We start from the raw sequence: 20,642 nt of genomic DNA, 5'->3' as shown, positions 1-20,642 counted from the left end.
GACTCGGGTACGGCCGTCCGGGGGCGGAAGCGCTGCGATGACCCGGCGGCGCTGGTGACCGGGCGCGTCGGCGCACTCCTTTCCCGGCCGTGATGCGTCGGACGTACCGGAGGGATTCGGCAGCACGTCACCCGGTGGTCGCCGGGCCCCCGACCGGGACGGTGTGGGCGTGCGAGGCCGCGGCCGCCCCGTACGCCCCGGGCCCGGCCCGGCGGCGTCGGGCGCGGATCGCCAGGACGGACAGCAGCATGCCCACCCCGGATGCGATCGCGAGCAGCAGGCACGCCCCGGACAGACCTGCCGCGAGCGCGTCCGCCGCCTCGTCCCCGGCCGCGCTCCGCGACTCCCCCACGGTCGCGTTGACCGTGGCCACGGCCGCCGTGAACGCGGCCGCTCCGATGTAGCGGGCCATGTTCGAGATGCCGGACGCCGCTCCGACGTCGTCGGCGGACACCGATGAGGTGGACGCGGAGCTCGCCGGACCGTTGACGAGCCCGAGGCCTGCGGCCAGGAGCACGAGCGGCAGGACGAACGCCCCGTAGCGCCAGTCGCCCTGGACGAACACGAGCAGCACGCAGCCGGCCGTCGCCGCCGCGAACCCCGCGGCGATCACGGGTCCGATGCCCAGCCGCTGGACCGCCCGGGGCACGAGTGGTGTGACAGCGATCAGGCCCACCGTCGCGGGGAGCGTGGCGAGGCCCGCCTCCAGCGGGCTGAGCGCGAGCGTGGCGGGGTTCTGGAAGTAGAGGCTGACGAGATACATCAGGCCGTTGATCACACCCGCGCTCAGCAGGATCCCGACGGTCGCTCCGATCAGCACGCGTTCCTTCAGCAGCCGCAGGTCCACCAGCGGCGCCTCGACCCGTCGCTCCACCGCGACGAACGCGAAGGCCGACACCAATGCGACGGCGAAGCATCCCAGCACCTCGGCCGAGAGCCAGCCCCATGCGGCTCCCTCGCTGAGCGCGAGCAGCGCCGGGGCGAGCACGGCGGCGATCAGCACGGTTCCGGCGAAGTCGATGGAGCGGCTGCGGTCGGGGTCGCGGGATTCGGCGACACCCTTCAGCGTGACCGGGACGCAGGCGAGGGCGATCGCCGCGTCGATCCAGAACAGGCCCTGCCAGCCCGTCCCGTCCACCAGCAGACCACCGACGAGCGGCCCGGCCGCGGCGCCCACCGCCGATGCCCCGCCCCACAGGGTCACCGCCCGTACCTGCCCCGCCCCCGAGGTGGACACGGACAGCAGGCTCATCCCGCACGCCAGGATGGTGGCTCCCGCCGCCCCCTGGATCGCCCGGCCCGCGATCACGCCCGCACCGCCGCCGGACAGCGCGATCAGCACGCACGAGGCGATGAACAGGGCCAGGCCGCCCAGGAAGACCAGCCGGCGCCCGAACACGTCGCCGAGCGCCCCCGAGGTGACGATCACCGCTGCGCCCACCAGCGAATACCCGGTGACGGCCCACTGGAGGGTGTCCAGGGACGTGCCGGTGTCCGCGCTGATCGCCGGCAGCAGGATGCTCACCGCGGAGGTGTTCGCGTTGACGACCAGGGTCGAGACACAGGTCGCGATCAGCACGGCGCTCTGCGCCGACCGGCCGGGGTCCGGGGGTGCCGGGTGACCTGCTTGCAGTTCCACACAGGCAGGTTCACATGCCCCGCACCGCCCTGCAGCTCGGAGCCGGCCGCGGCCGAGGAGGAGCTCGGCCAGTGCCGCATCCCCGATGTGGCGGAAACCGGCAGCTCGAACACGTCCTGTTCCTCTCCGGCTTCGCCCGCAGCTGCTCGACCGAGGCTCCGCGCCACCGGGGACGCTCCCCGGGTGGTGCGGCGCCGCTTCGGCCTGCTGACCGAGGCGCTCGGGCTGGACCGCCGGCGCGCTGCGGGCTGGACCCTGGCCCGGCTGCTGCAGAACACGCTGCGGGACATCGAGGACGGGCGTACCGCCGTCGACCCCTCCCAGACGGAGGTGGCCGAGGCGCTGCCCCGCCGCTGAGCCGCGCACCCGACGAGCGCGACACGCACCCCGGACCGCCTCGACGCGAGGCGGTCCGGCGCCACCGCCGGCTTCGGCTCCGACCGGGACACCTGCGCTGCTATTGCGGCTTCGGGCCCTTCATCAGCTTGCTGAGCTGTTCCAGGGGGCCTTCCTTCATGCCCCGGACGTAGTCCCAGCCGTTGTGGTCGCCGCCCTGGATCTCGTGGATCGTGACCTTGACCGGGCCATTGCCGACCTGCTGCTGGAACTTCTCCATCCGGTCGCGGCCGCCCTCCTTGGTGCCGTACTGGAAGAGGACGTTCACCTCGGGACCCTTGTTGGCGATCAGCTTCGGGGCGAGCTTCTCGGGGTTGTTGGCGTCCATTTCCGCCTGGTGGCCCTTCCAGAGCGGGGAGTCCGGGACGATCTCGCCGCCGTTGGCTATGACGGCCCGGAAGCGGTCAGGCTTCTGCAGGAGTTGCTTGAGACCGACGAAGGCGCCGGAGGAGTTGCCCATGAAGGCCCAGCCGTCACGGGACTTGTAGGTACGGAAGTTGGCCCGGGCGAGGTCGGGTACGTCCTCGCCTATCCAGGTGCCCATCTTGGCCTGGCCGGGGATGTCGGAGCCGTCGTAGTAGTACTTGGCGTCCGGGTTGAGGATCGGCATGACCAGGATGAACGGGAGGCTCTTGCCTGCTGCGGCGCCTTCGGCGATGGCCTTCTGGAGCCCCAGCTGCGGCATGGTCGCCCAGTAGTTGTCGGCGTTCCCGTTGCCTCCGGGCAGCGCGATCATGACCGGGAAGGCGCTCTTCGCGTACTCCGGGCGGTCGTACTCCTTGGGCGTCCACACCCAGACGCTGCCCTCGAAGCCGGACTTCGGGCCCTTCACCCGGGCCTTGGATATGCGGGTGCCGTCGTCCAGCTTGACCGCCTGCTTGAAGTCGGTGAACGGGCCGGCGGGGAGGGACAGATCCGGGTCCACGCTGGGCGCGGCGCTCTGCTTCCCGCCTCCGGTCTCCTCGTTCTGGGCCGCTCCGGCGGGGGGCTTCGCGTAGAGGACGGACTCGCCGTTCCCGTCGAACCAGTCCGTCTTCCAGTGGATCAACCCGGCGCCGGCACCGGCGAGCAGGGCCACGGCCACCGCGGAGCCGATCCACATCTTCTTCCGGGATCGGCTGGGTTGCTGCGGCTGCGGGTTAGGGTGCACGAACTTCGCTCCGAACAGTGCGGCTGCCCTCGAGCGGGCAGAACGGGTGGGTCCACCTACTTGGATGTGTTTTTCCACCCTCAAGGTTGCAAATCGGCGCCGGAAGGTGACGTATTGCGCTGTCGTCATCGGCCCCTTGTCCGTCTGGGCGGCGAGCCGGGCTGCCGCGGTGGGTATCGAAGCCGTAGCGATACGCGACGACGCCCACGATGCCTTCCCGCCCTCGGGTCTCAGGCCGGCTTGCGCCACACCGAGATGTGCTTCGCGGAGTCCTGGGTGAACGGATCCCCGTCCCAGTCCGCGACGCGACGTTCCAGCTCGAGCCCGGCGATCCGTGCCATCAGGTCGAGCTCTGCCGGCCAGGCGTACCGGTGCCGGGACAGCTCACGGCGGTAGCGGCCGTCGTCGCCGTCACGGGTGAAGTGGTGCGAGACGAGAATCTGCTCGGCCAGGTCGAAGGTGTCGAGGCCGAGATGCTGCTCGGAGACGTCGAACGGCACCGCGACCTGGCCGGGCGGCAGGAACCGCAGCGGCGGCACGCCCAGCTCGATGACGAACCGGCCGCCGGGCTCCAGATGACGCGCGGCGTTCCGGAAGCACTCGACCTGCTCGTCCTGCGTGAGCAGGTTCGTGATGGTGTTGTAGACGAGATAGACGAGGCTGAACTCGCCGGGGACGACGGTGGTGGCCATGTCCCCGATGGTTACCGGGAGCGTGCTCTCGTCGATCTTGCGCCGCAGCACCGCAACCATGTGCTCGGACAGTTCGATGCCCACTACCTGCACGCCGCGTTCCCGGAGCGGGACGCCCACTCGTCCGGTTCCGATGGCGAACTCCAGTGCCCGGCCGTCTCCGGCGAGGTCGGCGAGGAAGGCGAGGGTCGGTCCGAGAACGGCAGCCGAGGACGCCTCGGTCTCCTCGCTGTCGTAGCGGTCGGCGGTCGCACGGGTCCACAGTTCGCTGCTGGTCATGGGCAGCCACCTTGCCGGGTGCCACGGGGCACTGTCGACGTATTTGAGGTCCTCCCCGACTCGGAGCGCACGCCCACAACGGTCCGCGACAGCCTCGGGGCTCCGTGCCAGCCCGGCCGGAGCGGATGACGAACTCGCGCAGCGACGCGCCGGACGGCAGTCGGCTTGCGGCCCGGCCCCATGGCAGAGGCTCGACGAGGTCGTCCCGGCACGCGCCTGCGGTGTGGTGGGCCCGAGCGTTGTCTCGGGGTGACACTTCGCGCATATGTGCCCGTGGGGGCCGGGGTGGTCGGCGACCTATAGTTACGCGCTGCCGCCCCCGGGCAGCAGCGCGCGGCGGTTCACGGTTCGGTTCGGCGTTAAGGGGGCATACCCGGCCGGCCCTGCCGGGCCCCTGCGCATGTTCACGGTGGGCCCGGGCAGACGGTGGCAACCGATCGGCGAACAGAACGACAGAACGATGGGCGGTTGCATGCGGAGCGTGGGCGTCGAGGAAGAGCTGCTGCTGGCGGACGGGGAGAGCGGGGAGCCGCTGGCCGTTTCGGGAGCCGTGCTCGCCGCAGCCGACGAAAAGGCGGCCCGTGAAAAGGCAGCCGGCCACACATTCGAGGCTGAGCTCCAGGAGGAGCAGGTCGAGTTCGGCACGAAACCGGCGACGGACATGGGTCACGTGCGGGACGAGATCCTCCGGTGGCGCGCCGAGGCCGCCCGGCACGCCGCGGCGGCCGGTGCGGTCGTGGCGGCCATCGGCACCTCACCGCTGGCCGTCCGCCCCTCCATGTCCCCCGGGCACCGCTACGACTGGGTGGCGCGGCAGTTCGGCATGACCGCACAGGAGCAGCTGACCTGCGGCTGCCATGTCCACGTGTCGGTGGAGTCGGACGAGGAGGGCGTGGCCGTACTGGACCGCATGCGGCCCTGGCTGCCCGTACTGACCGCGATGAGCGCGAACTCCCCGTTCTGGCAGGGCGAGGACACCGGGTACGGCAGCTATCGCAGCCGGGTCTGGAACCGGCTGCCCGCGGCCGGGCCGGTGGACGTCTTCGGTTCCGCCGAGCGCTACCACGCGGAGGTGCGGGCCATGGTCGAGTCGGGGGTGCTGCGCGACCGGGGGATGATCTGGTTCGACGCACGGCTGTCCGCCTCCTACCCGACGGTGGAGGTCAGGGTGGCGGACGTGTGTCTCGATGCCTCGACCCCCGTCCTGCTGGCCGCCCTCGTACGGGGCCTGGTGGAGACCGCGGCCCGGGAGTGGCGGGCGGGCGAACCCCCGGCCGGGGTCAGCACCGGGCTGCTGCGGCTCGCGTCGTGGCAGGCGGGCCGCTCGGGGCTCGACGGTCCGCTGCTGCATCCCGAGACGTTGCGGGAGTCCGCGCCCGAGGCCGCCGTCGACGCGCTGTACCGGCACGTGGGCGACGCGCTGGCCGACTCCGGCGACGAGGAGCTCGTACGGGCAGGAATCGCCGGCCTCCTGGAGCACGGCAACGGCGCGCGCGTCCAGCGGAGCCTGCTGCGGTCGGAGGGGGACCTGGCTTCGGTCGTCCGGCAGTGCGCGCGCCGGACCACGGCCGGCGCCGACCGGCCGGGCCCGGACGCACGGAGCTGACGAGGAACCGCGCCGCGCCCGCGGGAACCCGCCACCTCCCCGCCCCCGCCTCCGGAGCGGCCCTCCGGAGGACAGCTCGGCGCGGGTCCTCCAGAATTTGTTAGGAGAGCCGCCCTACCTTGCCGTCCTGCGGGGGCCGCTGTGCACGATGTGCCCTACTGGTTGTGGATCGTCTTCGCCGCCACCGTCCTGGTGTCCCTGGCGATCGATCTGCTTGCCCACCGTGAGGCACACGTCATCGGCTTCCGCGAGGCGGCCGCGTGGAGCGGGGTGTGGGTCGGTCTCGCTCTCGTCTTCGGTGGTGTCGTCTTCGCCGTCGTGGGCACGCAGGCCGGGGTCGAGTACACGACGGCGTGGCTGCTGGAGAAGAGCCTGTCGGTCGACAACCTCTTCGTCTTCGCCCTGATCTTCGGCTACTTCAAGGTGCCGCGGGCCTACCAGCACCGCGTGCTGTTCCTCGGGGTGCTGGGCGCCCTCGTCTTCCGGGGCCTGTTCCTCGCCGCCGGCGTCGCCGTCGTCAGCCGCTTCACGGCCGTTCTGTACGTCTTCGCCGCCATCCTCTTCTGGAGCACGATCAAGATCCTCAGAGGAGAGGACGACAGCTTCGACCCCGGGCGGAGCATCGCCGTCCGGCTGCTGCGGAAGATCATGCCCGTCCGGGACGACTACGCCGGAACCAAGTTCTTCGTCAAGGAAGCGGGCAAACGCGTCGCGACGCCGCTGCTCGCCGTGGTGGCCGCGATCGAGGCGGCCGACCTGGTCTTCGCGGTGGACAGCGTGCCCGCCGTGCTCGCGGTGAGCAGTGACGCCTTCATCGTCTACAGCAGCAACGCGTTCGCCATTCTCGGACTCCGGGCGCTGTACTTCATGCTCGCCGGGATGCTGGAACGGTTCCACTACCTCAGCAAAGGGCTGGCCCTGATCCTCGCGTTCATCGGCGTGAAGCTGGTGCTGCAGGCCTCGCACAAGCTGATCAGCCCGGCGATCCCGGAGATCCCCTCACCCGTGAGCCTCGCCGTGATCGTCGTCGTACTCGCGGTGTCCGTCGTGCTCAGCCTGCTGCGACCGCCACCCGCCGATCAGCACGACGCAGCGCACGAGGACCGATGACGCACCTAAAAACCATTCAAAATAGGGCAAAGTGGAGCTAAAGTCTGATTATGGATGGAATAAAGCACTTTGCGGCAACCCGCCCCGGGCAGCTCTGCCCGTCCTGCAAGCAACCGCTGCCGACCACCGTCCAGCGGCACAAGACGATGGGCGTCTACGTCCCGCTGTACGCCGACGCCCCCTGCGACAACCCTTCGTGCAGCCGGGCCGTAACGGCGGACCGGCGGGCCCCGGAGGGCGACCGCACCCGGGGCCCCGCCACCGACCCCGGTCCGGACGGAGTGTGACCGGGCGCCGAGCAGCGCCCATAGCGGACGGAATTGACGATTCCGCGGGGGCCTGATCACGGGTGAGCCTTTTCGGACAGGATGGAACCCGTTACTCAGGGTAAGGGAGTTCGCCCGGCATATCTGCGCACACCCTGTCCCCCCTTGCCCCACCCGTCCCGCGTTGCAGTGCTACCGACAGGAATTCACGCGGCTGTACCCCGGGTAGTGCGAAGGATTTCCCGATCTGCGATCGCTATGCCGCAAAACAAGTCCGAAAATGACAGGTTTGCTTTGACTCTTGAGCGATCCATCCGTGAATGTCGTTCACATGTCCGACACATCCCGAGCCACCGCCGGTGGCCCTATGCGCTTGCGCGACTTCCGACTGTTACTCGCGGGAGCTGCCACCGGACAGCTCGGTGCACAAGTGACACTGGTGGCGCTGCCCCTCGTCGCCGTCCTCGAACTCGATGCTCCTGCCTTCCAGGTGGGCCTCCTGACCGCTGCGGAGACCGCCGCCTTCCTGCTCGTCGGGCTGCCTGCCGGAGCGCTCACCGACCGGATGCGCAAGCGGCCCCTGATGATCCGCACGGATCTGCTGCGCGCCGCGGCCATGGCCAGCATCCCCGCGGCCGCGGTCGCGGACGTCCTGACCATGGCCCAGCTCTACGCCGTCGCCCTCGTGACCGGCGTGGCCACCGTGTTCTTCGACGTCGCCCACCAGAGTTACCTGCCGCAGATCCTGCCCCGTGATCAGCTCATGGCCGGCAACGGCGCCCTGGAGACCGTCCGTTCCACCGCCCACGTGACCGGACCCGGCATCGGCGGCGGACTGGTCCAGCTCGTCGGAGCCCAGTTCGCCGTCATCGTCGACGCCATCGGCTACCTGCTCTCCGCCCTCTTCCTCCGACGCATCGACCAGGCCGAGAAGGCGCCCGAACCCGCGGCCGCCGGGGGTTCGCTGCGCAAGGAGATCGGTGAGGGTGTCCGCTTCGTCTTCGGCCATCCGCTGCTCCGGGTCATCGCCCTCACCACCGGCCTCGCCAACTTCTGCACGGCCGTCCTCATGGCGACGCAGACCGTGCATCTCGTCCGCGTCGTCGGGCTGGAGGCCGGCGGACTCGGGCTGGTGCTCTCCGCGTCGGCCGTGGGAGGCCTCCTGGGCGCCCTGTGCGCCGGGCGCCTCGCGGCAAGCCTGGGACAGGCCCGGGTCATGCTCCTGTCCGTCCTCGTGACCGGCCCGTTCGCGCTGTTGTGGCCCCTGTCCGGGCCCGGTCTCGCCGGGGCGGTCCTGTTCGCCGCGGGATCGGCGGTCGTCTCCTTCGGCGCCGTCGTCTACAACGTCGCCCAGGTCAGCTTCCGCCAGGGCATGTGCCCACCCCGGCTGCTCGGCCGGATGAACGCCACCCTGCGCTTCCTCATGTGGGGCACGTTGCCGCTGGGCGCGCTCCTCGGCGGAGCCCTCGCCCAGTCCTACGGGTCGCGTACGGCTCTCGCCTGGTGCGCCGTCGGCATCCTCGCCGTACCACTGCCACTGCTGCTCTCGCCGCTGCGCCGGATGCGGGACCTGCCCGGGCCGCAGGACGACGGTGGCGCCGGTCCTGAGGCCGATCCCGAGGCCGAGGCGGGTGCCGGCCGCGGGACGCAGCGGGACACGGCCTCCGCCGACGGCGACGAACGGCCCGCCCCCGCACCCGCCGGCTGACCACGGGCCGGCCGCCGCCCGGCCGCCGGGGACTACCCCTGCGCGGGCACCGCCCGCCGCCACCGACCACACCGCCATGCCCGCAGGGGCCGCGCCGGCGTTCCGCGCGACCTCTGCCGCGACGAAGAGGACCACGTGCGCAGCATCACGAGTCAGTACCTGGCCCGCTACCGACGTCTCACCGGCGACCGGTCCGACACCGTGCTGCCGGTCACCGGAGCACAGCGCCGCTTCCTGCTGGTGCGTTCGCTGGACCCGTCGGGACGCCCCGACGTGGTGCCGATGTTCTTCGCGTTCCCTCACGGAACCATCGACCCCGAACGCCTGCGGGCAGCGGCGTCCCGGCTCGCCGCACGGCACACGGCCCTGCGCTCACGGCCCTCCGTCGTACGGGGCACGCCCGTGCTGTGCGTGGCCGATCCGGACGTCGGCGTAACACGGCCGGCCCTCGCGCCGGGAGAGTCGCCCGCCGAGGCGCTCCGTCGTGCGCTGGAATCCTGGGACGCCCAGGGTCCCCCGTTGCGGCTCTTCCTCGTACGCGACGAGGAGCGCGAGGAGGAGATCCTCGCCGTCGCCCTGGACCACGCCGTCTGCGACGGCCGTTCGCTGGCGCGGATCGTCGGCGAACTCGGCGCCGCCTACAGCGAGGAGGCCACCGGTTCCCACGCCGCACCAGGGGAGACGGAGAACGAACTCGCCGCCTACCGGGACGCGGTCCTGCGTCAACTCGCCGCCGAGGAAAGGGCGGAGACGCCCGAGGCCGCCGCGTACTGGGCGGACAGGCTGCGTACGCTGCGTGCCCACGCCCCGGCGCCCGGTCCGGCCCGCCTGCCCGAGGGCGCACGGCCCAGCGGCGTCGCGCAGGCCCGGCTGCCCGCGTACGACGGCGGCGTGTCCTTCCCCGGACTGCTCGACGCCTGCCGCTCCGCGGCGCGCGAGCTGTACGGCCCCGGCCGCACGGTCCCGCTCGGCTACCCGTGGGGCGGCCGTCCCCCGGGAGCGGAACCGGTCGTCGGATGCTTCCTCAACACCCTCGTCTTCCCTGCCGAAACCGGCCCCGAGGCGGGCCTCGGAACGGGCCTCGGAACGGGCCCCCGCTCGGAGGCGGCGGCCGACGCCTGGTGGGACGATCTCGACCGGGCCGACGTACCGTTCGACGCGGTCGTGGCCGCCGCGCGGGCCGCCGGCTCGGGCTGGACCGGAGGCCTGGACGGCCTGCTCACCGTGGACGACGACAGCCGTCGCCCGCCGCTGGTGCTGGCCGGTGTCGAGGGACGGGAGATCCACGTCGACGGCCGGCCGGTCCGCGGTCCCTTCGCCGTCTCCATCACCCAGGGAGCGGAGATCCGCCTGCGGATGGTGTGGGACCGGGCGGTGCTCGACGACGGGGCCGCGCAGCGGGCGTTCGACGCGCTCACCCACGCGCTGCGCCCTTCGGAGCCCACCGTGCGGTGACCCCGCCGCCGCACCGCCACCCGGACGCCGCCCCGCCGCCGCAGGTCCCCGACTCCCCCGGCGGGAACCCCGCCTGCCCGGCCGCGGCACTCACGGCCACCCGGCACCACGCACACCCCGCACACCCCGCACACCCCGCACACCGCACCCCAGCGCGGCCCGACACCGCCGCGCACCCCGGACTTCCCCCACGGCATCCCCCACCCCCACGCAGAAAACGGCACCGCGCGACCCGCGAAGCCGCCCGCACGACCACCGGACACGACCGTGACCGGCACGGAGACCGACCCGACAACCTCAGGGATCGCCCATGCTTCCCCTCTCCTCCTCGCAGGAGATCGTCTGGCTGCACGAGCAGATGCAGCCCGGCAGTCGCGCCTACAACTTCACCGCCTCACTGGACCTGTGGGGCACGCTCGACACCGAGGCGCTGCGCCGGGGGCTCGATGCCACCCTGGCCCGCCACCCCGGTCTGCGGCTCGAACTCGTCGCCTCCGCCGGGTCCGTGCCGGCGCAGCGGGTCGCGCCGCGGTGCGCGCCGCGGCTGCACACCGTCGACCTCGCCACGGAGGAGGACCCCGAGGCGGCTTTCGCCCGTCTCCTGCGCACCGAGGCCGAGACGCCGCTCGACACGTTCGAGGCACCGCTGATCCGCTGGACTCTCGTACGGCTGGCCGAACGCCACCACCGTCTGATCCACGTCGAGCACCACCTGATCCACGACGGGCACTCCTTCGCGATCCTGCTCGACGACGTCTTCCGCGTCTACCGCGCCCACGTCCTGGGCGAGACCCTCACGCTCCCGCCCGCCTCGTCGTACGCGGACCACGTCCTGGAGCGGACCGAGGCCGCGTACGCATCCGAATCCCTCGACTTCTGGCGGGCCGAACTGCAGGGCCAGCAGCACGACCTGCCGCTGCCGGGCCTGACCCGGCCCGGTGCCCGCCGCAAGCACCACGGCGGGCAGCTGCGTCAGACCATCGGCGCCGATCTCGCCGAACGCCTGCGCGCGCACGCCCGTTCACGCGGTCTCACCCCCTTCTCCACGCTCCTCGGGCTGTTCGCCGAACTCCTGCGCCGGCACAGCGGCCGCTCCCGGATGGTCATCGGCACCGCGGTCGGCAACCGCCCCCTCGGCTACGAGGACGCCGTGGGCATGTTCGTCAACACCATCCCGCTGCCGCTCGCCCTGGACGGCGCCGTCCCCGCCCAGGACACCATGGACGAGGTCACCGACACCCTGATCCGGGCCCTGCCGCACCAGGACGTGCCGGTCCAGGAGCTCACCCGGGCGCTCGGCATGCACACCTCCGGCGCCGACAACCCCCTCTTCTCCGTGATGTTCAGCGCCCACGACGCGCCGCTGCCCGAGATCGACGTACCGGGCCTCGACATCACCCTCTTCGAGGGCTTCAACACCGGCACCACCCGCTTCGACCTCGACGTGGTCCTGCTCCCGGACGACCGGCGCGGCGTCACCCCGCGCCACGGCTCGCCCGGTATGACCCTGGTCTGGGACTACGACATGGACCTGTTCGGCGAGGACGTCGCCCGCTTGCTCTCCGGCCGTTTCCTGGACCTGCTGCGTGCCTATCTCGACAGCCCCGAGACCCCGCTGGCGGACCTGGATCCGACCGCCGTGGAACCGGCCGCCGAGCCCGTGCCCGTCCCGTCCGACCGGGATCCGCTGGATCCCGTGGCCGCGCAGCACCCGTCGCTGCCGGCCCTGCTGTGCGGAGCCCGCCGCCTCACCTACGGCGAGCTCGACGACCGCGTCGGCTCGCTCGCCGAGCGGCTGCGCACCGCCGGTGTGACGGCCGGCCGGCCCGTGGCCGTGGTCCTGCCGCGGGGGGCCGACTCGCTCGTCGCCCTGCTCGCGTGCCTGCGGACCGGCGCCGTCTACTGCCCGCTGTCCCCGTCCGATCCGCCGGCCCGGCTCGGCCTGCTGCTGGAGCGGCTCGACCCGGCGCTGGTCCTCACCGGTGACGGCACCCCGGCCCTGCCGGACGCGCTGCCGACCGCCCGGATCGACGCCCCCGTACTGCCTCCCGCGCGCGGCACCGCCGGACTTCCCGGCACCGCGTACGTCATCCACACCTCCGGCTCCACCGGGACGCCGAAGCCGGTGGCCGTCGGTCACGCGGCGCTGGTGCACCATCTGACGTCGGCCGCAGAGCGGTTCGGCCTCACCACCTCGGACCGGGTCCTGATGTTCGCCCAGCCGTCCTTCGACGTGGCGCTCGAGGAGGTGCTGCCGGCCCTGCACGCCGGTGCGTGCCTGGTCCTGCCCGAGTACGAGGTGCCCACCGGCGCGGAGCTCACCGAACTGCTGGTGTCCGCCCGGGTCACCGTCGCCAACCTGCCCACCAGCTACTTCCTCGCCACCCGCGAGGACCTGCGTCCCGCACTGCGCGAGGAGAGCTGGGCGCCCAGGCTCTTGGTCCTCGGCGGTGAGCGCCTGCCCGTGGAGGCGTTGCGCGGCGTCCTCGCCGACACCGACGCCACCGTGCTCAACGTGTACGGCGTCACGGAGGCGGCCATCAGCTCGACCGTCCACGAGGTCTCCCGCGACGCCCTCGCCGAGGGCAGGGCGGGCGCCGAGATCCCCCTGGGCACCGAACTCCCGGGCGAGCGGATCCACGTCCTGGACTCCCACCACCGCCCGCTGCCGTCCGGGGCGGTCGGTGAACTCGCCGTGGCAGGGCCCGGTCTCGCCGAGGGCTACGCGGGCAACGCGGAGGTGACGGCCGCCCGGTTCGTCACCGTCGACGCGCTCGGCGGGCAGCGCGTCTACCTGACCGGCGACCTCGGCTACCGCGGGCTGGACGGCCTGCTGTACTTCCTCGGACGGCGCGACAACCAGATCAAACTGCGCGGCCACCGCATCGAACTGGAGGAGATCGAGGCGGCGGCGTCCGCGGTGCTGGGCGGCCGGTCCTGCGCCGTCGTACTGGACCGGGAGGGCCCCGGCGGGCCCAGGCTCGTCGGCTTCCTCGAGGGCGGCGCCGACGGCGCGGCCTTCGACGAGAAGGCGCTGCACGCCGAGCTGAGCAGGCGCCTGCCCGGCCCCCTCGTGCCCGCCCGGTGGGCAGGGCTGGACGTCATGCCGACCCTTGCCGGCGGCAAGCCCGACCGTACGGCGCTGTCCCGCCGGGCGGCGGCGCTCGACGCCGACGACGCCGGCGACGCCACGGCGTCGGATCGCGGCACCGAGCCGGGGACCGGCTCCGGATCCGAGCCCGGGCCTGCGGCCGACGCCGTGTCCGACGACCCGATGACGGCCCTGCTCACGGAGGGCTGGTGCAAGGTCCTCGGCCACAGCCGTTTCGACGCCCGCTCCCACTTCTTCCACAGCGGGGGCCATTCCCTGCTGGCCGCCGAGCTGGCCGCCTGGCTGGAGCCCCGGCTGGGCACCCGCCCGCCGCTGCGGGTGCTCTTCCGCAACCCCGTCCTCGCCGACCAGGCCGATGCCCTCGCCGCCACCGCCCTTTCCACGGAGTCGTGATGACCCAGTCCCCGACCGCGCCCACCATCCCCGCCGTCCCCGCCATCCCCGGGACGCCGCTCGACACCGGCCTCGTCACCGGCCTCGTCACCGGCCTCGTCAGCGGTGGCCTGCCGAGCATCGCCCGGGGCCCCCGCGCCGAACCGACCCGTGTGCTCGGCCGCTTCGAGGAGTGGGCCCGGCGTACCCCGCAGGCCCCGGCGGTGATCGACCGCGCTCAGATCTGGACGTACCAGGACCTCGACGCGGCGGCCGCCCTGGTCGCCGCCGATCTGGCCGACCGCGTCCGGCCCGGTGACCTGGTCGGCGTCTGCCTCGACCGGTCCACCGCCCTGGTGGTGACCGCCGTCGCGCTCGCCCGCCTCGGCGCCGTCTACCTGCCGCTCGGCCCCCGCCCCGGCGAACGCCGCATCCAGGCCGTCACAGAGGACCTCGACGTCGCCTGCCTCATCGGCGACCCCGACGTCCTGCCCGCGGACCACCGCGGCGGGGAGCACAGCGTGCTGCCGCTGCCCACCAACGGGGTGAACGCCCCCGCCACCGCGGTGGCGGCCTTCGCCGACTCCGTCCGCGGCACCCGGCGCGCACCCGAAGGCGCCCTGTACGCCGTCCTCACCTCCGGTTCCACCGGCCGCCCCAAGGCGGTCGCCGTGGCCGAGTCCTCGCTCTCCGTCGCCCTCGACTGGTACCGGGCGGAGACCGGTCTCGCACCGGGCGACCGCCAGTCCCTGCTCATCGGTGTCGCGTTCGACCCACATCTGCTGGAACTCTGGGCGGGCCTCACCTCGGGCGCCGCCCTCGTGCCGGCCCCGGACGACACCCGCTGGGACTCGCACGTACTCACCGACTGGTGGCGTGACAGCGCCCTCACGCACGCCGTGGCGGCGACTCCCACCGTCGAACCGCTCCTGGACCGGCCGTGGCCGCAGGACCTGAAGCTGCGTCACCTCGTCGTCGGCGGCGACCGCATGCGCCGCCGCCCGGCCGCCGACGTCACCGCGACCGTCCACAACGCCTACGGTCCCGCGGAAGCCACCGTCGTCACCACCACCCACACCATGCGCGGCACCGATGCGCAGGCCGGCGACCAGAGCCCGCCGCCCATCGGCACCGCGCTGCCGGGCGTCATCCTCGTCGTCACGGACGCCGAGGGCCGCCCCGTGGCCGTCGGGCAGGAGGGTGAACTGCGCGTCGGCGGGCACTGCCTGGCGCTCGGGTACCTCGACCCGGAACTCACCGCACGCCGGTTCACCGCGCCTCCACAGGACCTGGGGCTGCCTGCGGTCGACCGCCTCTACCGCACGGGCGACCGGGTACGGATGAACGCCGACGGCAGTCTGGAGTTCCTCGGCCGCCTCGACGACCAGGTGAAGATCAGCGGAGTGCGGATCGAACCGGTCGAGGTGGAAGCCGCCTTCGAGCAGGACCCCCGGGTCCGCACCGCGGTCGTCACCGTGCTGCGCGACAGCTCCGGCCACGGTCGCCTCGTCGCGCACGTACGGCCGGCCGACGGCGCCGAACCGGCTGCGGCAGATCTGCTCGCCGCGGTCCGGGCCTGGCTCCCCGAGCAGGCCGTCCCCACCGCCGTACGCATGGTCGACGGCTTCCCGCTCGACGCCAACGGCAAGGTGGATCGCCCCGCCCTGGCAGCCCGGGCCCAGGCCCCGGCCCAGGTACAGGACCCGTCACAGTCCCCGGCCGCCGCGCCGTCCGGGGGCACGGCCACGGACGACGCCGCCGCCTGCCTCGCCGACGACGTTGCCGACGACCTCGCCGCCGCAACCGCCGGCGAGCGACTCGTGCTGACGACCGTGCGCGAGCTCCTCGGCCGGCCCGGCACCGGCCTCGGCGACCACTTCACCGACGCCGGCGGCACCTCCGTGGTCGCCGCACGCCTGCTGGCGACGGTCGAACGCGAGACCGGGGTCCGCCTGCGCGCCCCCGAGCTGCTGCGCAGCACCGACCTGCGGGCCTTCGCCGCCCTCCTCGACCAGCGCCGGACCCCGCGCCCGGAAGGAGCCTGACATGACGCCCACCGCCCTGCCCGCGCTCGTCGCGCGGCACGCCGAGCTCACCCCGGACGCCCTCGCCGTCGTGGACGGCGACACCACCCTCACCTACGGCGGTCTCCTCCAGGCCGGCCGCGCCCTCGCGGCACACCTGCGCGAACACCGAGTGACGCGCGGCGACCGGGTGGCGCTCCTGACGACGCGTTCGTCCCGCACGATCGTGGCGCAGCTCGGGCTGTGGCTGGCGGGAGCCGTGTGCGTGCCGCTCGATCCTGCCCAGCCCCGCCCGCGCACCGAGGCGGTGATCGCGGACGCGGAGGTGAAGCTCACCGTCGGCGACGCGAAGCTGCTGGACGCGGCCGCGTTCCCCGGTCCCGTGCTCGCCCTGCCCGAGGAGCCGCTCACGACCGGCCGGCCGGTCGACGAGTCCGACCCGGACAGCCCTGCGTTCATCATGTTCACCTCCGGTTCCACCGGCCGCCCCAAGGGCGTCCTCGTGCCGCACCGGGCCATCGCCGAGCTGGTCACCGGACCGGACTACGTCACCCTCACCGGCCGCGACCGCGTCCTGTTCCACTCGTCCATGACCTTCGACGCCTCGACGTTCGAGGTCTGGGTCGCGCTCGCCAACGGCGCCGCGGTCGTCGTCTGCACCGAGCAGCGGCCCTCCCTGGAGGACCTGGCCCGGCACGTCGAGCGGTACGGCGTGACGGTGGCGTTCTTCACCACGGCCCTCTTCCACCAGCTCGCCGCACGCCGCTCCCGTGTCTTCGCCCAGCTGCGTTCGGTCGTCGTGGGCGGCGAGGCAATGGCCGCCGCGCAGGCGCGCGAGGTGCTCACCGCGTTCCCCTGGCTGGAGCTCGTCAACGGCTACGGGCCGACCGAGACGACCACATTCGCCACCGCCCACCGGGTCACCGCGCGGGACTGCGAGGGCCCCGTACCGATCGGCAGGCCCGTCGCCGGGGCCACGGCGCACGTCCTGGACCCCGACGGTCACCCGGTGGCCGACGGCGACCGGGGCGAACTGTGGATCGGCGGCAGCAGGCTCGCCCACGGGTACACGGGCCTGCCCGCACTCACCGCCGAACGGTTCGTCGAGCATCCCGCCGCCGACGGGCGGCTCTACCGTACGGGCGACATCGTCTCCGTCCGGCCCGACGGCATCCTCCAGTTCCACGGCCGCAACGACGACCAGGTGAAGGTCCGCGGCTTCCGCATCGAACCGGCCGAGGTCGAACACGCCCTCCGCGAGCAGCCGGAGGTGGACGACGCCGCCGTCACCGTCGACGGCGCCGGTTCCCCCGAGGCACGCCTCGTCGCGTTCGTCGTCGCCGCGCCCGGCCCGGTGCCCCACGGCGCGGCGCTGCGCGAGCGGCTCGCCGCTGTCCTGCCGGCCCACCTGGTTCCCGACGTGGTCACCGTGCTGGAGCGGCTCCCCCTGACCCCGGCCGGCAAGGTCGACCGGCGCGCGCTCACCGGACGCGCGCACGCCGCCGGGAACGGGCTCGCCGATGAGCCGGTGGCGGCCCGGATGACACCGCTGGAGGAAGCCGTCGCCTCGGTGTGGAGCCAGGCGCTGGGCATCGAGGTCACCCGCGCCGAGGACGAGTTCCTGCTCGTCGGCGGCCATTCCCTCCTCGCGCTCGCCGTCACCGAGGACCTGCGCGAGGAACTCGGCGTGGAGATCTCCCTCGCCGACTTCTTCTCCTCCCCGACCGTCGCCGCGCAGGCCGCGCTGGTCGAACGCGCCCTCCTGGCCGCCCACACGGACCTCCACCCCGAGACCCCGGAGCACAGCGATGTCCACTGACACCGACTCCGCGGCGCGCGACCGCAAGCAAGCGCTCCAGCAGGAGCTGCTGCGCCGGGCCCGCGCCGGCACCGCCCGACGCACGACGGCCGGTACCGCTGCCGCGCCGGCCGCCGGCGTCCCCCTCTCCCGCGCTCAGCGCCGCATGTGGCTGATGGAACGGCTCGGCGGCGCGGGCGACTCCTACCACGTGCCGTTCGCCACCCGTGTGCGCGGTCCGTTCGATGCTGCCGCGTTCGCCTCCGCCCTCACCCGGCTGGTGGCCCGGCACGCCATCCTCCGTACCCGCTACACGGAGCACGAGGGCGAGCCCCGCCAGGAGGTGCTCCCGACGCCGCGGACGGTCCCCGTACACGTCGTCGACACCGACGAGGCGCAGGCCCCGGAGCTGCTGCGGCGCGAGACGGCCCGGCCGTTCGACCTCGCGGCCGGCGACGCCGTCCGGGCACTCGTCCTGCGGCACGGTCCGCAGGATCACACCCTGTTGCTGACGTTCCATCACATTGCTGTCGACGGCGCCTCGCTGGAGACCGTGGCGGCCGAACTCGCCGTTCTCTACGCGGCGGCCACCGACGGAACGGGCCGGCACATGCTGTCCGCTCCACCGCAGTACGCCGACCACGCGCGGCGCGAGCACGACGGCCTGCCCGGCCTCGAGGCGGAACTGAAGCGCTGCAGCGACCTGCTGGCCGACGCCGCCCCGCCGCGCCTGCCCCGGCCGGCGGCGGCAGCACCGCGGACGGCCGTGCGTCCCGGGGCCGTGCGCAGCGTGCCTCTGGCGCCGACCGTGCCCGACGCCCTGCGGGCGCTGGGTGCGCAGCGACAGGCCACGCTCTTCGCGGTGTCGCTCGCGGCGGCCTTCGCCGCACTGCACCGCCTCACCGGCGACGAGGACCTGGTCATCGGCGTGGCGGGCACCCATCGCAGCGGAACCGCCATGCGTGACCTGGTCGGCCTGTGCGTCAACACGCTGCCCGTGCGGGTGGACCTCTCCGGCGGCCCGTCCTTCGCCGAACTGCTGCGACGGGTGAGGGACGCGCTCCTCGAAGCCCAGGGCCACCGGCACATCCCCTTCGACCTGGTCCTCGAACGCCTCGGCGCCGGTGCCCGCGGCGCCGACGGGACCGCCCTGGTCCGCGTCACCGCCGACGTACTCGGCGAACCGACGGTGCTGCGGCTGCCGGGTACGTCGGCCGAGTACGTCGACGTCCCCTCCGACGGCGCGAAGTTCACCCTGTCCTACGGTCTGGTGCCGGGCGGCGACGCCGACGCCGCGCAGCCGCTGGCGCTCGTCCAGTACGACGCGAACGCGCTGGACGACACCGTGGCGGAGGCGGCCGTACGGGACTACGCGGCGCTGCTGCACGCGGTCGTGGCCGACCCGGAACTCGCCCTGAGCAAGCTGCCGCTCCCCGGCCCTATCGACGGCTCCGGCCCCCTTGACGCCGCCGATCAGGAAGGCGGCGATCCGGACGGCGACAACCCGCAGGACGCTGCTGCGGAACGCGCTGACCCGGAAGGCGAGGGCCACCCCGCCGCGCTGGCGCTGCGCGCCCACCCGAGCGTCGCCGACGCCGCGGTGGTCCGGCCCGAGCAGGGACCGCCCGTGGCCTACGCCGTCCTGCGCGACAGCGTCGGCCCCTCCGGTCACGAGCTGCTGGGCCTGCTGCGCCGGTCGCTCGCGCCCGAGGCCGTACCCGCCACGGTCACGGTGCTCGACGCGCTGCCGCGCTCGGCCGCCGGGCCGCTCGACCACGCCCGGCTGCCCGGGCTGCCGGGGCCGTCCGCGCCCGGCGCTCCGTCCGGCCCCCGGGCCGAAGCGGTCAGGGAGACCTTCGCGGCGGTGCTCGGCGTCGCACCGTCGCCGGACGACGACTTCTTCGCCCTCGGCGGCCACTCTCTGAAGGCGGTGCAGCTCGCCGAACGGCTGCGTACGGACCTCGGACTGCCGCTCACGGGTCTCGACGTGCTGCAGGCCCGTACGCCCCGGGCGCTGGCCGCGCTCCTCGACGAGCGGGCGGCACGGCAGAGCGCTGCGAAGACCGCGAGCAGGCCGGCCCCCCGCTCCCGGCACGTCCGCCCGGGCACGGTGCTTGTCACCGGCGCGACGGGCGGCGTGGGCGCGTTCGTCGTACGTGAACTCGCCGCGCAGGGACGCCCCGTACTGGCGCTGGCGCGGCCCGAGTCCGCCCATCTGATCGCCACCGAGGGCGTCGACGTCATCGAGGGCGACCTGTCCGACCTGGCCGGGCTGCGGGAGGCCGTCGCGCAGGCGGACGCGGTCGTCCACGCCGCCTGCACCTTCACCCGGCACGACGTGGACCGGGCGGCGACGGAGGCGATGGTCGACGCCTGGCGGCGCGGCCCGTTCGTCTTCGTCAGCAGCGTCGACGCCTACGGTCACCCCGCGACGGAGCGGGTCGCCGAGGAGTCGGCGCCCCACGAGCCCGTGAGCCCGTACGGGAGGGCGAAGCTCGACTGCGAGGCCATGGTGCTGCGCGCCGCGGGGACCGAGGGACGCGGGGGCGCGAGCGCCGTGCGGTCACCGATCGTCTGGGGCGCGCACGACCGGCTGCGCGAGCAGATGCGCTGGGGCGCCATCGGCACCCTCTACCAGTCAGCCCGCCAGGGCCTGGCGATCGAACTGCCGCGTCCCGGTACCGGTGGACACGACTGGTACGGCGCCGCCTGGGTGCACGCGGCCGCCCTGGCCCGTGCGGTGGCCGAATGCCTGGACCGGCCCGTGCACGGAGTCGCCAACGCGTGCAGCGGCCACGTGTCCTGGCACGACCTGGCCCAGGACCTCATGGAACTCCTCGGCACCCGCGCGGACTTCCGTACGACCGGGGCGGTACCCCAGGACCTCGACCACCGCTGGCACTACGACAGCGCACGCCTGGCCCGGCCTCTGCGCGCACGCGCGGGAGAGGACCGGAGGACCGTGCTGGCCGAGATGATCGGCGCCATGACGGCCGACGGCGCCTGACGCACCGCCGCGTCCGGAGCCCCCTGCG

General features: G+C 73.4%; 12 protein-coding genes and 1 pseudogene. 10 read left to right on the top strand and 3 right to left on the bottom strand.

Annotated features, from left to right (window positions below; genetic code table 11):
• Positions 1 to 127: 127 nt before the first annotated feature.
• Positions 128 to 1,639 carry an MFS transporter gene (locus OG444_RS35430; RefSeq protein ID WP_327265951.1) on the bottom strand — a complete coding sequence of 504 codons (1,512 nt, stop codon included), beginning with the start codon at positions 1,637 to 1,639 and terminating at the stop codon, positions 128 to 130.
• 153 nt (positions 1,640 to 1,792) lie between these two features.
• Between OG444_RS35430 and OG444_RS35425 the strand changes: the two are divergent.
• Positions 1,793 to 1,996, top strand: a pseudogene (locus OG444_RS35425) (hydroxyurea phosphotransferase); the annotation flags it as partial.
• Between the two features lie 100 nt (positions 1,997 to 2,096).
• Here the strand turns inward: OG444_RS35425 and OG444_RS35420 are convergent.
• Positions 2,097 to 3,137 (bottom strand): alpha/beta hydrolase, encoded by a 1,041-nt coding sequence (locus OG444_RS35420; RefSeq protein ID WP_327265950.1) that lies wholly within the window; start codon positions 3,135 to 3,137, stop codon positions 2,097 to 2,099.
• A gap of 278 nt (positions 3,138 to 3,415) precedes the next feature.
• Positions 3,416 to 4,156 carry a class I SAM-dependent DNA methyltransferase gene (locus tag OG444_RS35415; protein ID WP_327265949.1) on the bottom strand — a complete coding sequence of 247 codons (741 nt, stop codon included), beginning with the start codon at positions 4,154 to 4,156 and terminating at the stop codon, positions 3,416 to 3,418.
• A gap of 472 nt (positions 4,157 to 4,628) precedes the next feature.
• On the opposite strand from OG444_RS35415, the gene OG444_RS35410 reads away from it, so the two are divergent.
• The 9 genes from OG444_RS35410 to OG444_RS35370 all read left to right on the top strand — a co-directional run bounded on the left by OG444_RS35410 (position 4,629) and on the right by OG444_RS35370 (position 20,614).
• Positions 4,629 to 5,762: a glutamate--cysteine ligase gene (locus tag OG444_RS35410; RefSeq protein WP_327265948.1), complete on the top strand. Its 1,134-nt coding sequence runs from the start codon at positions 4,629 to 4,631 to the stop codon at positions 5,760 to 5,762.
• 141 nt (positions 5,763 to 5,903) lie between these two features.
• Positions 5,904 to 6,872 (top strand): TerC family protein, encoded by a 969-nt coding sequence (locus OG444_RS35405; RefSeq protein ID WP_327265947.1) that lies wholly within the window; start codon positions 5,904 to 5,906, stop codon positions 6,870 to 6,872.
• A gap of 50 nt (positions 6,873 to 6,922) precedes the next feature.
• The gene (locus OG444_RS35400; RefSeq protein WP_327265946.1) at positions 6,923 to 7,159 is read left to right on the top strand and encodes a hypothetical protein; all 237 of its coding nucleotides are present in this window, start codon (positions 6,923 to 6,925) and stop codon (positions 7,157 to 7,159) included.
• A gap of 310 nt (positions 7,160 to 7,469) precedes the next feature.
• The gene (locus OG444_RS35395; RefSeq protein ID WP_327265945.1) at positions 7,470 to 8,846 is read left to right on the top strand and encodes an MFS transporter; all 1,377 of its coding nucleotides are present in this window, start codon (positions 7,470 to 7,472) and stop codon (positions 8,844 to 8,846) included.
• Positions 8,847 to 8,981: 135 nt separating this feature from the next.
• Positions 8,982 to 10,301 (top strand): condensation domain-containing protein, encoded by a 1,320-nt coding sequence (locus OG444_RS35390; protein WP_327265944.1) that lies wholly within the window; start codon positions 8,982 to 8,984, stop codon positions 10,299 to 10,301.
• A gap of 310 nt (positions 10,302 to 10,611) precedes the next feature.
• Entirely contained in the window at positions 10,612 to 13,806 is a 3,195-nt protein-coding gene (locus OG444_RS35385; RefSeq protein ID WP_327265943.1) for a non-ribosomal peptide synthetase, read from the top strand.
• The gene (locus OG444_RS35380; protein ID WP_327265942.1) at positions 13,806 to 15,830 is read left to right on the top strand and encodes a non-ribosomal peptide synthetase; all 2,025 of its coding nucleotides are present in this window, start codon (positions 13,806 to 13,808) and stop codon (positions 15,828 to 15,830) included. Before OG444_RS35385 ends, OG444_RS35380 begins: the two co-directional genes overlap by 1 nt.
• 1 nt (position 15,831) lies before the next feature.
• Positions 15,832 to 17,628: a non-ribosomal peptide synthetase gene (locus tag OG444_RS35375; RefSeq protein WP_327265941.1), complete on the top strand. Its 1,797-nt coding sequence runs from the start codon at positions 15,832 to 15,834 to the stop codon at positions 17,626 to 17,628.
• On the top strand, positions 17,618 to 20,614 hold the full coding sequence (locus tag OG444_RS35370; protein ID WP_327265940.1) for a condensation domain-containing protein: 2,997 nt from the start codon (positions 17,618 to 17,620) through the stop codon (positions 20,612 to 20,614). Before OG444_RS35375 ends, OG444_RS35370 begins: the two co-directional genes overlap by 11 nt.
• Positions 20,615 to 20,642 lie beyond the last annotated feature (28 nt).

It is taken from the genome of Streptomyces sp. NBC_01232, assembly GCF_035989885.1.
In the GTDB taxonomy this organism is placed as follows: Bacteria; Actinomycetota; Actinomycetes; order Streptomycetales; family Streptomycetaceae; genus Streptomyces.
Note: the sequence above shows the minus strand (reverse complement) of the source record. Positions and strands in the feature narration are given on the sequence as shown.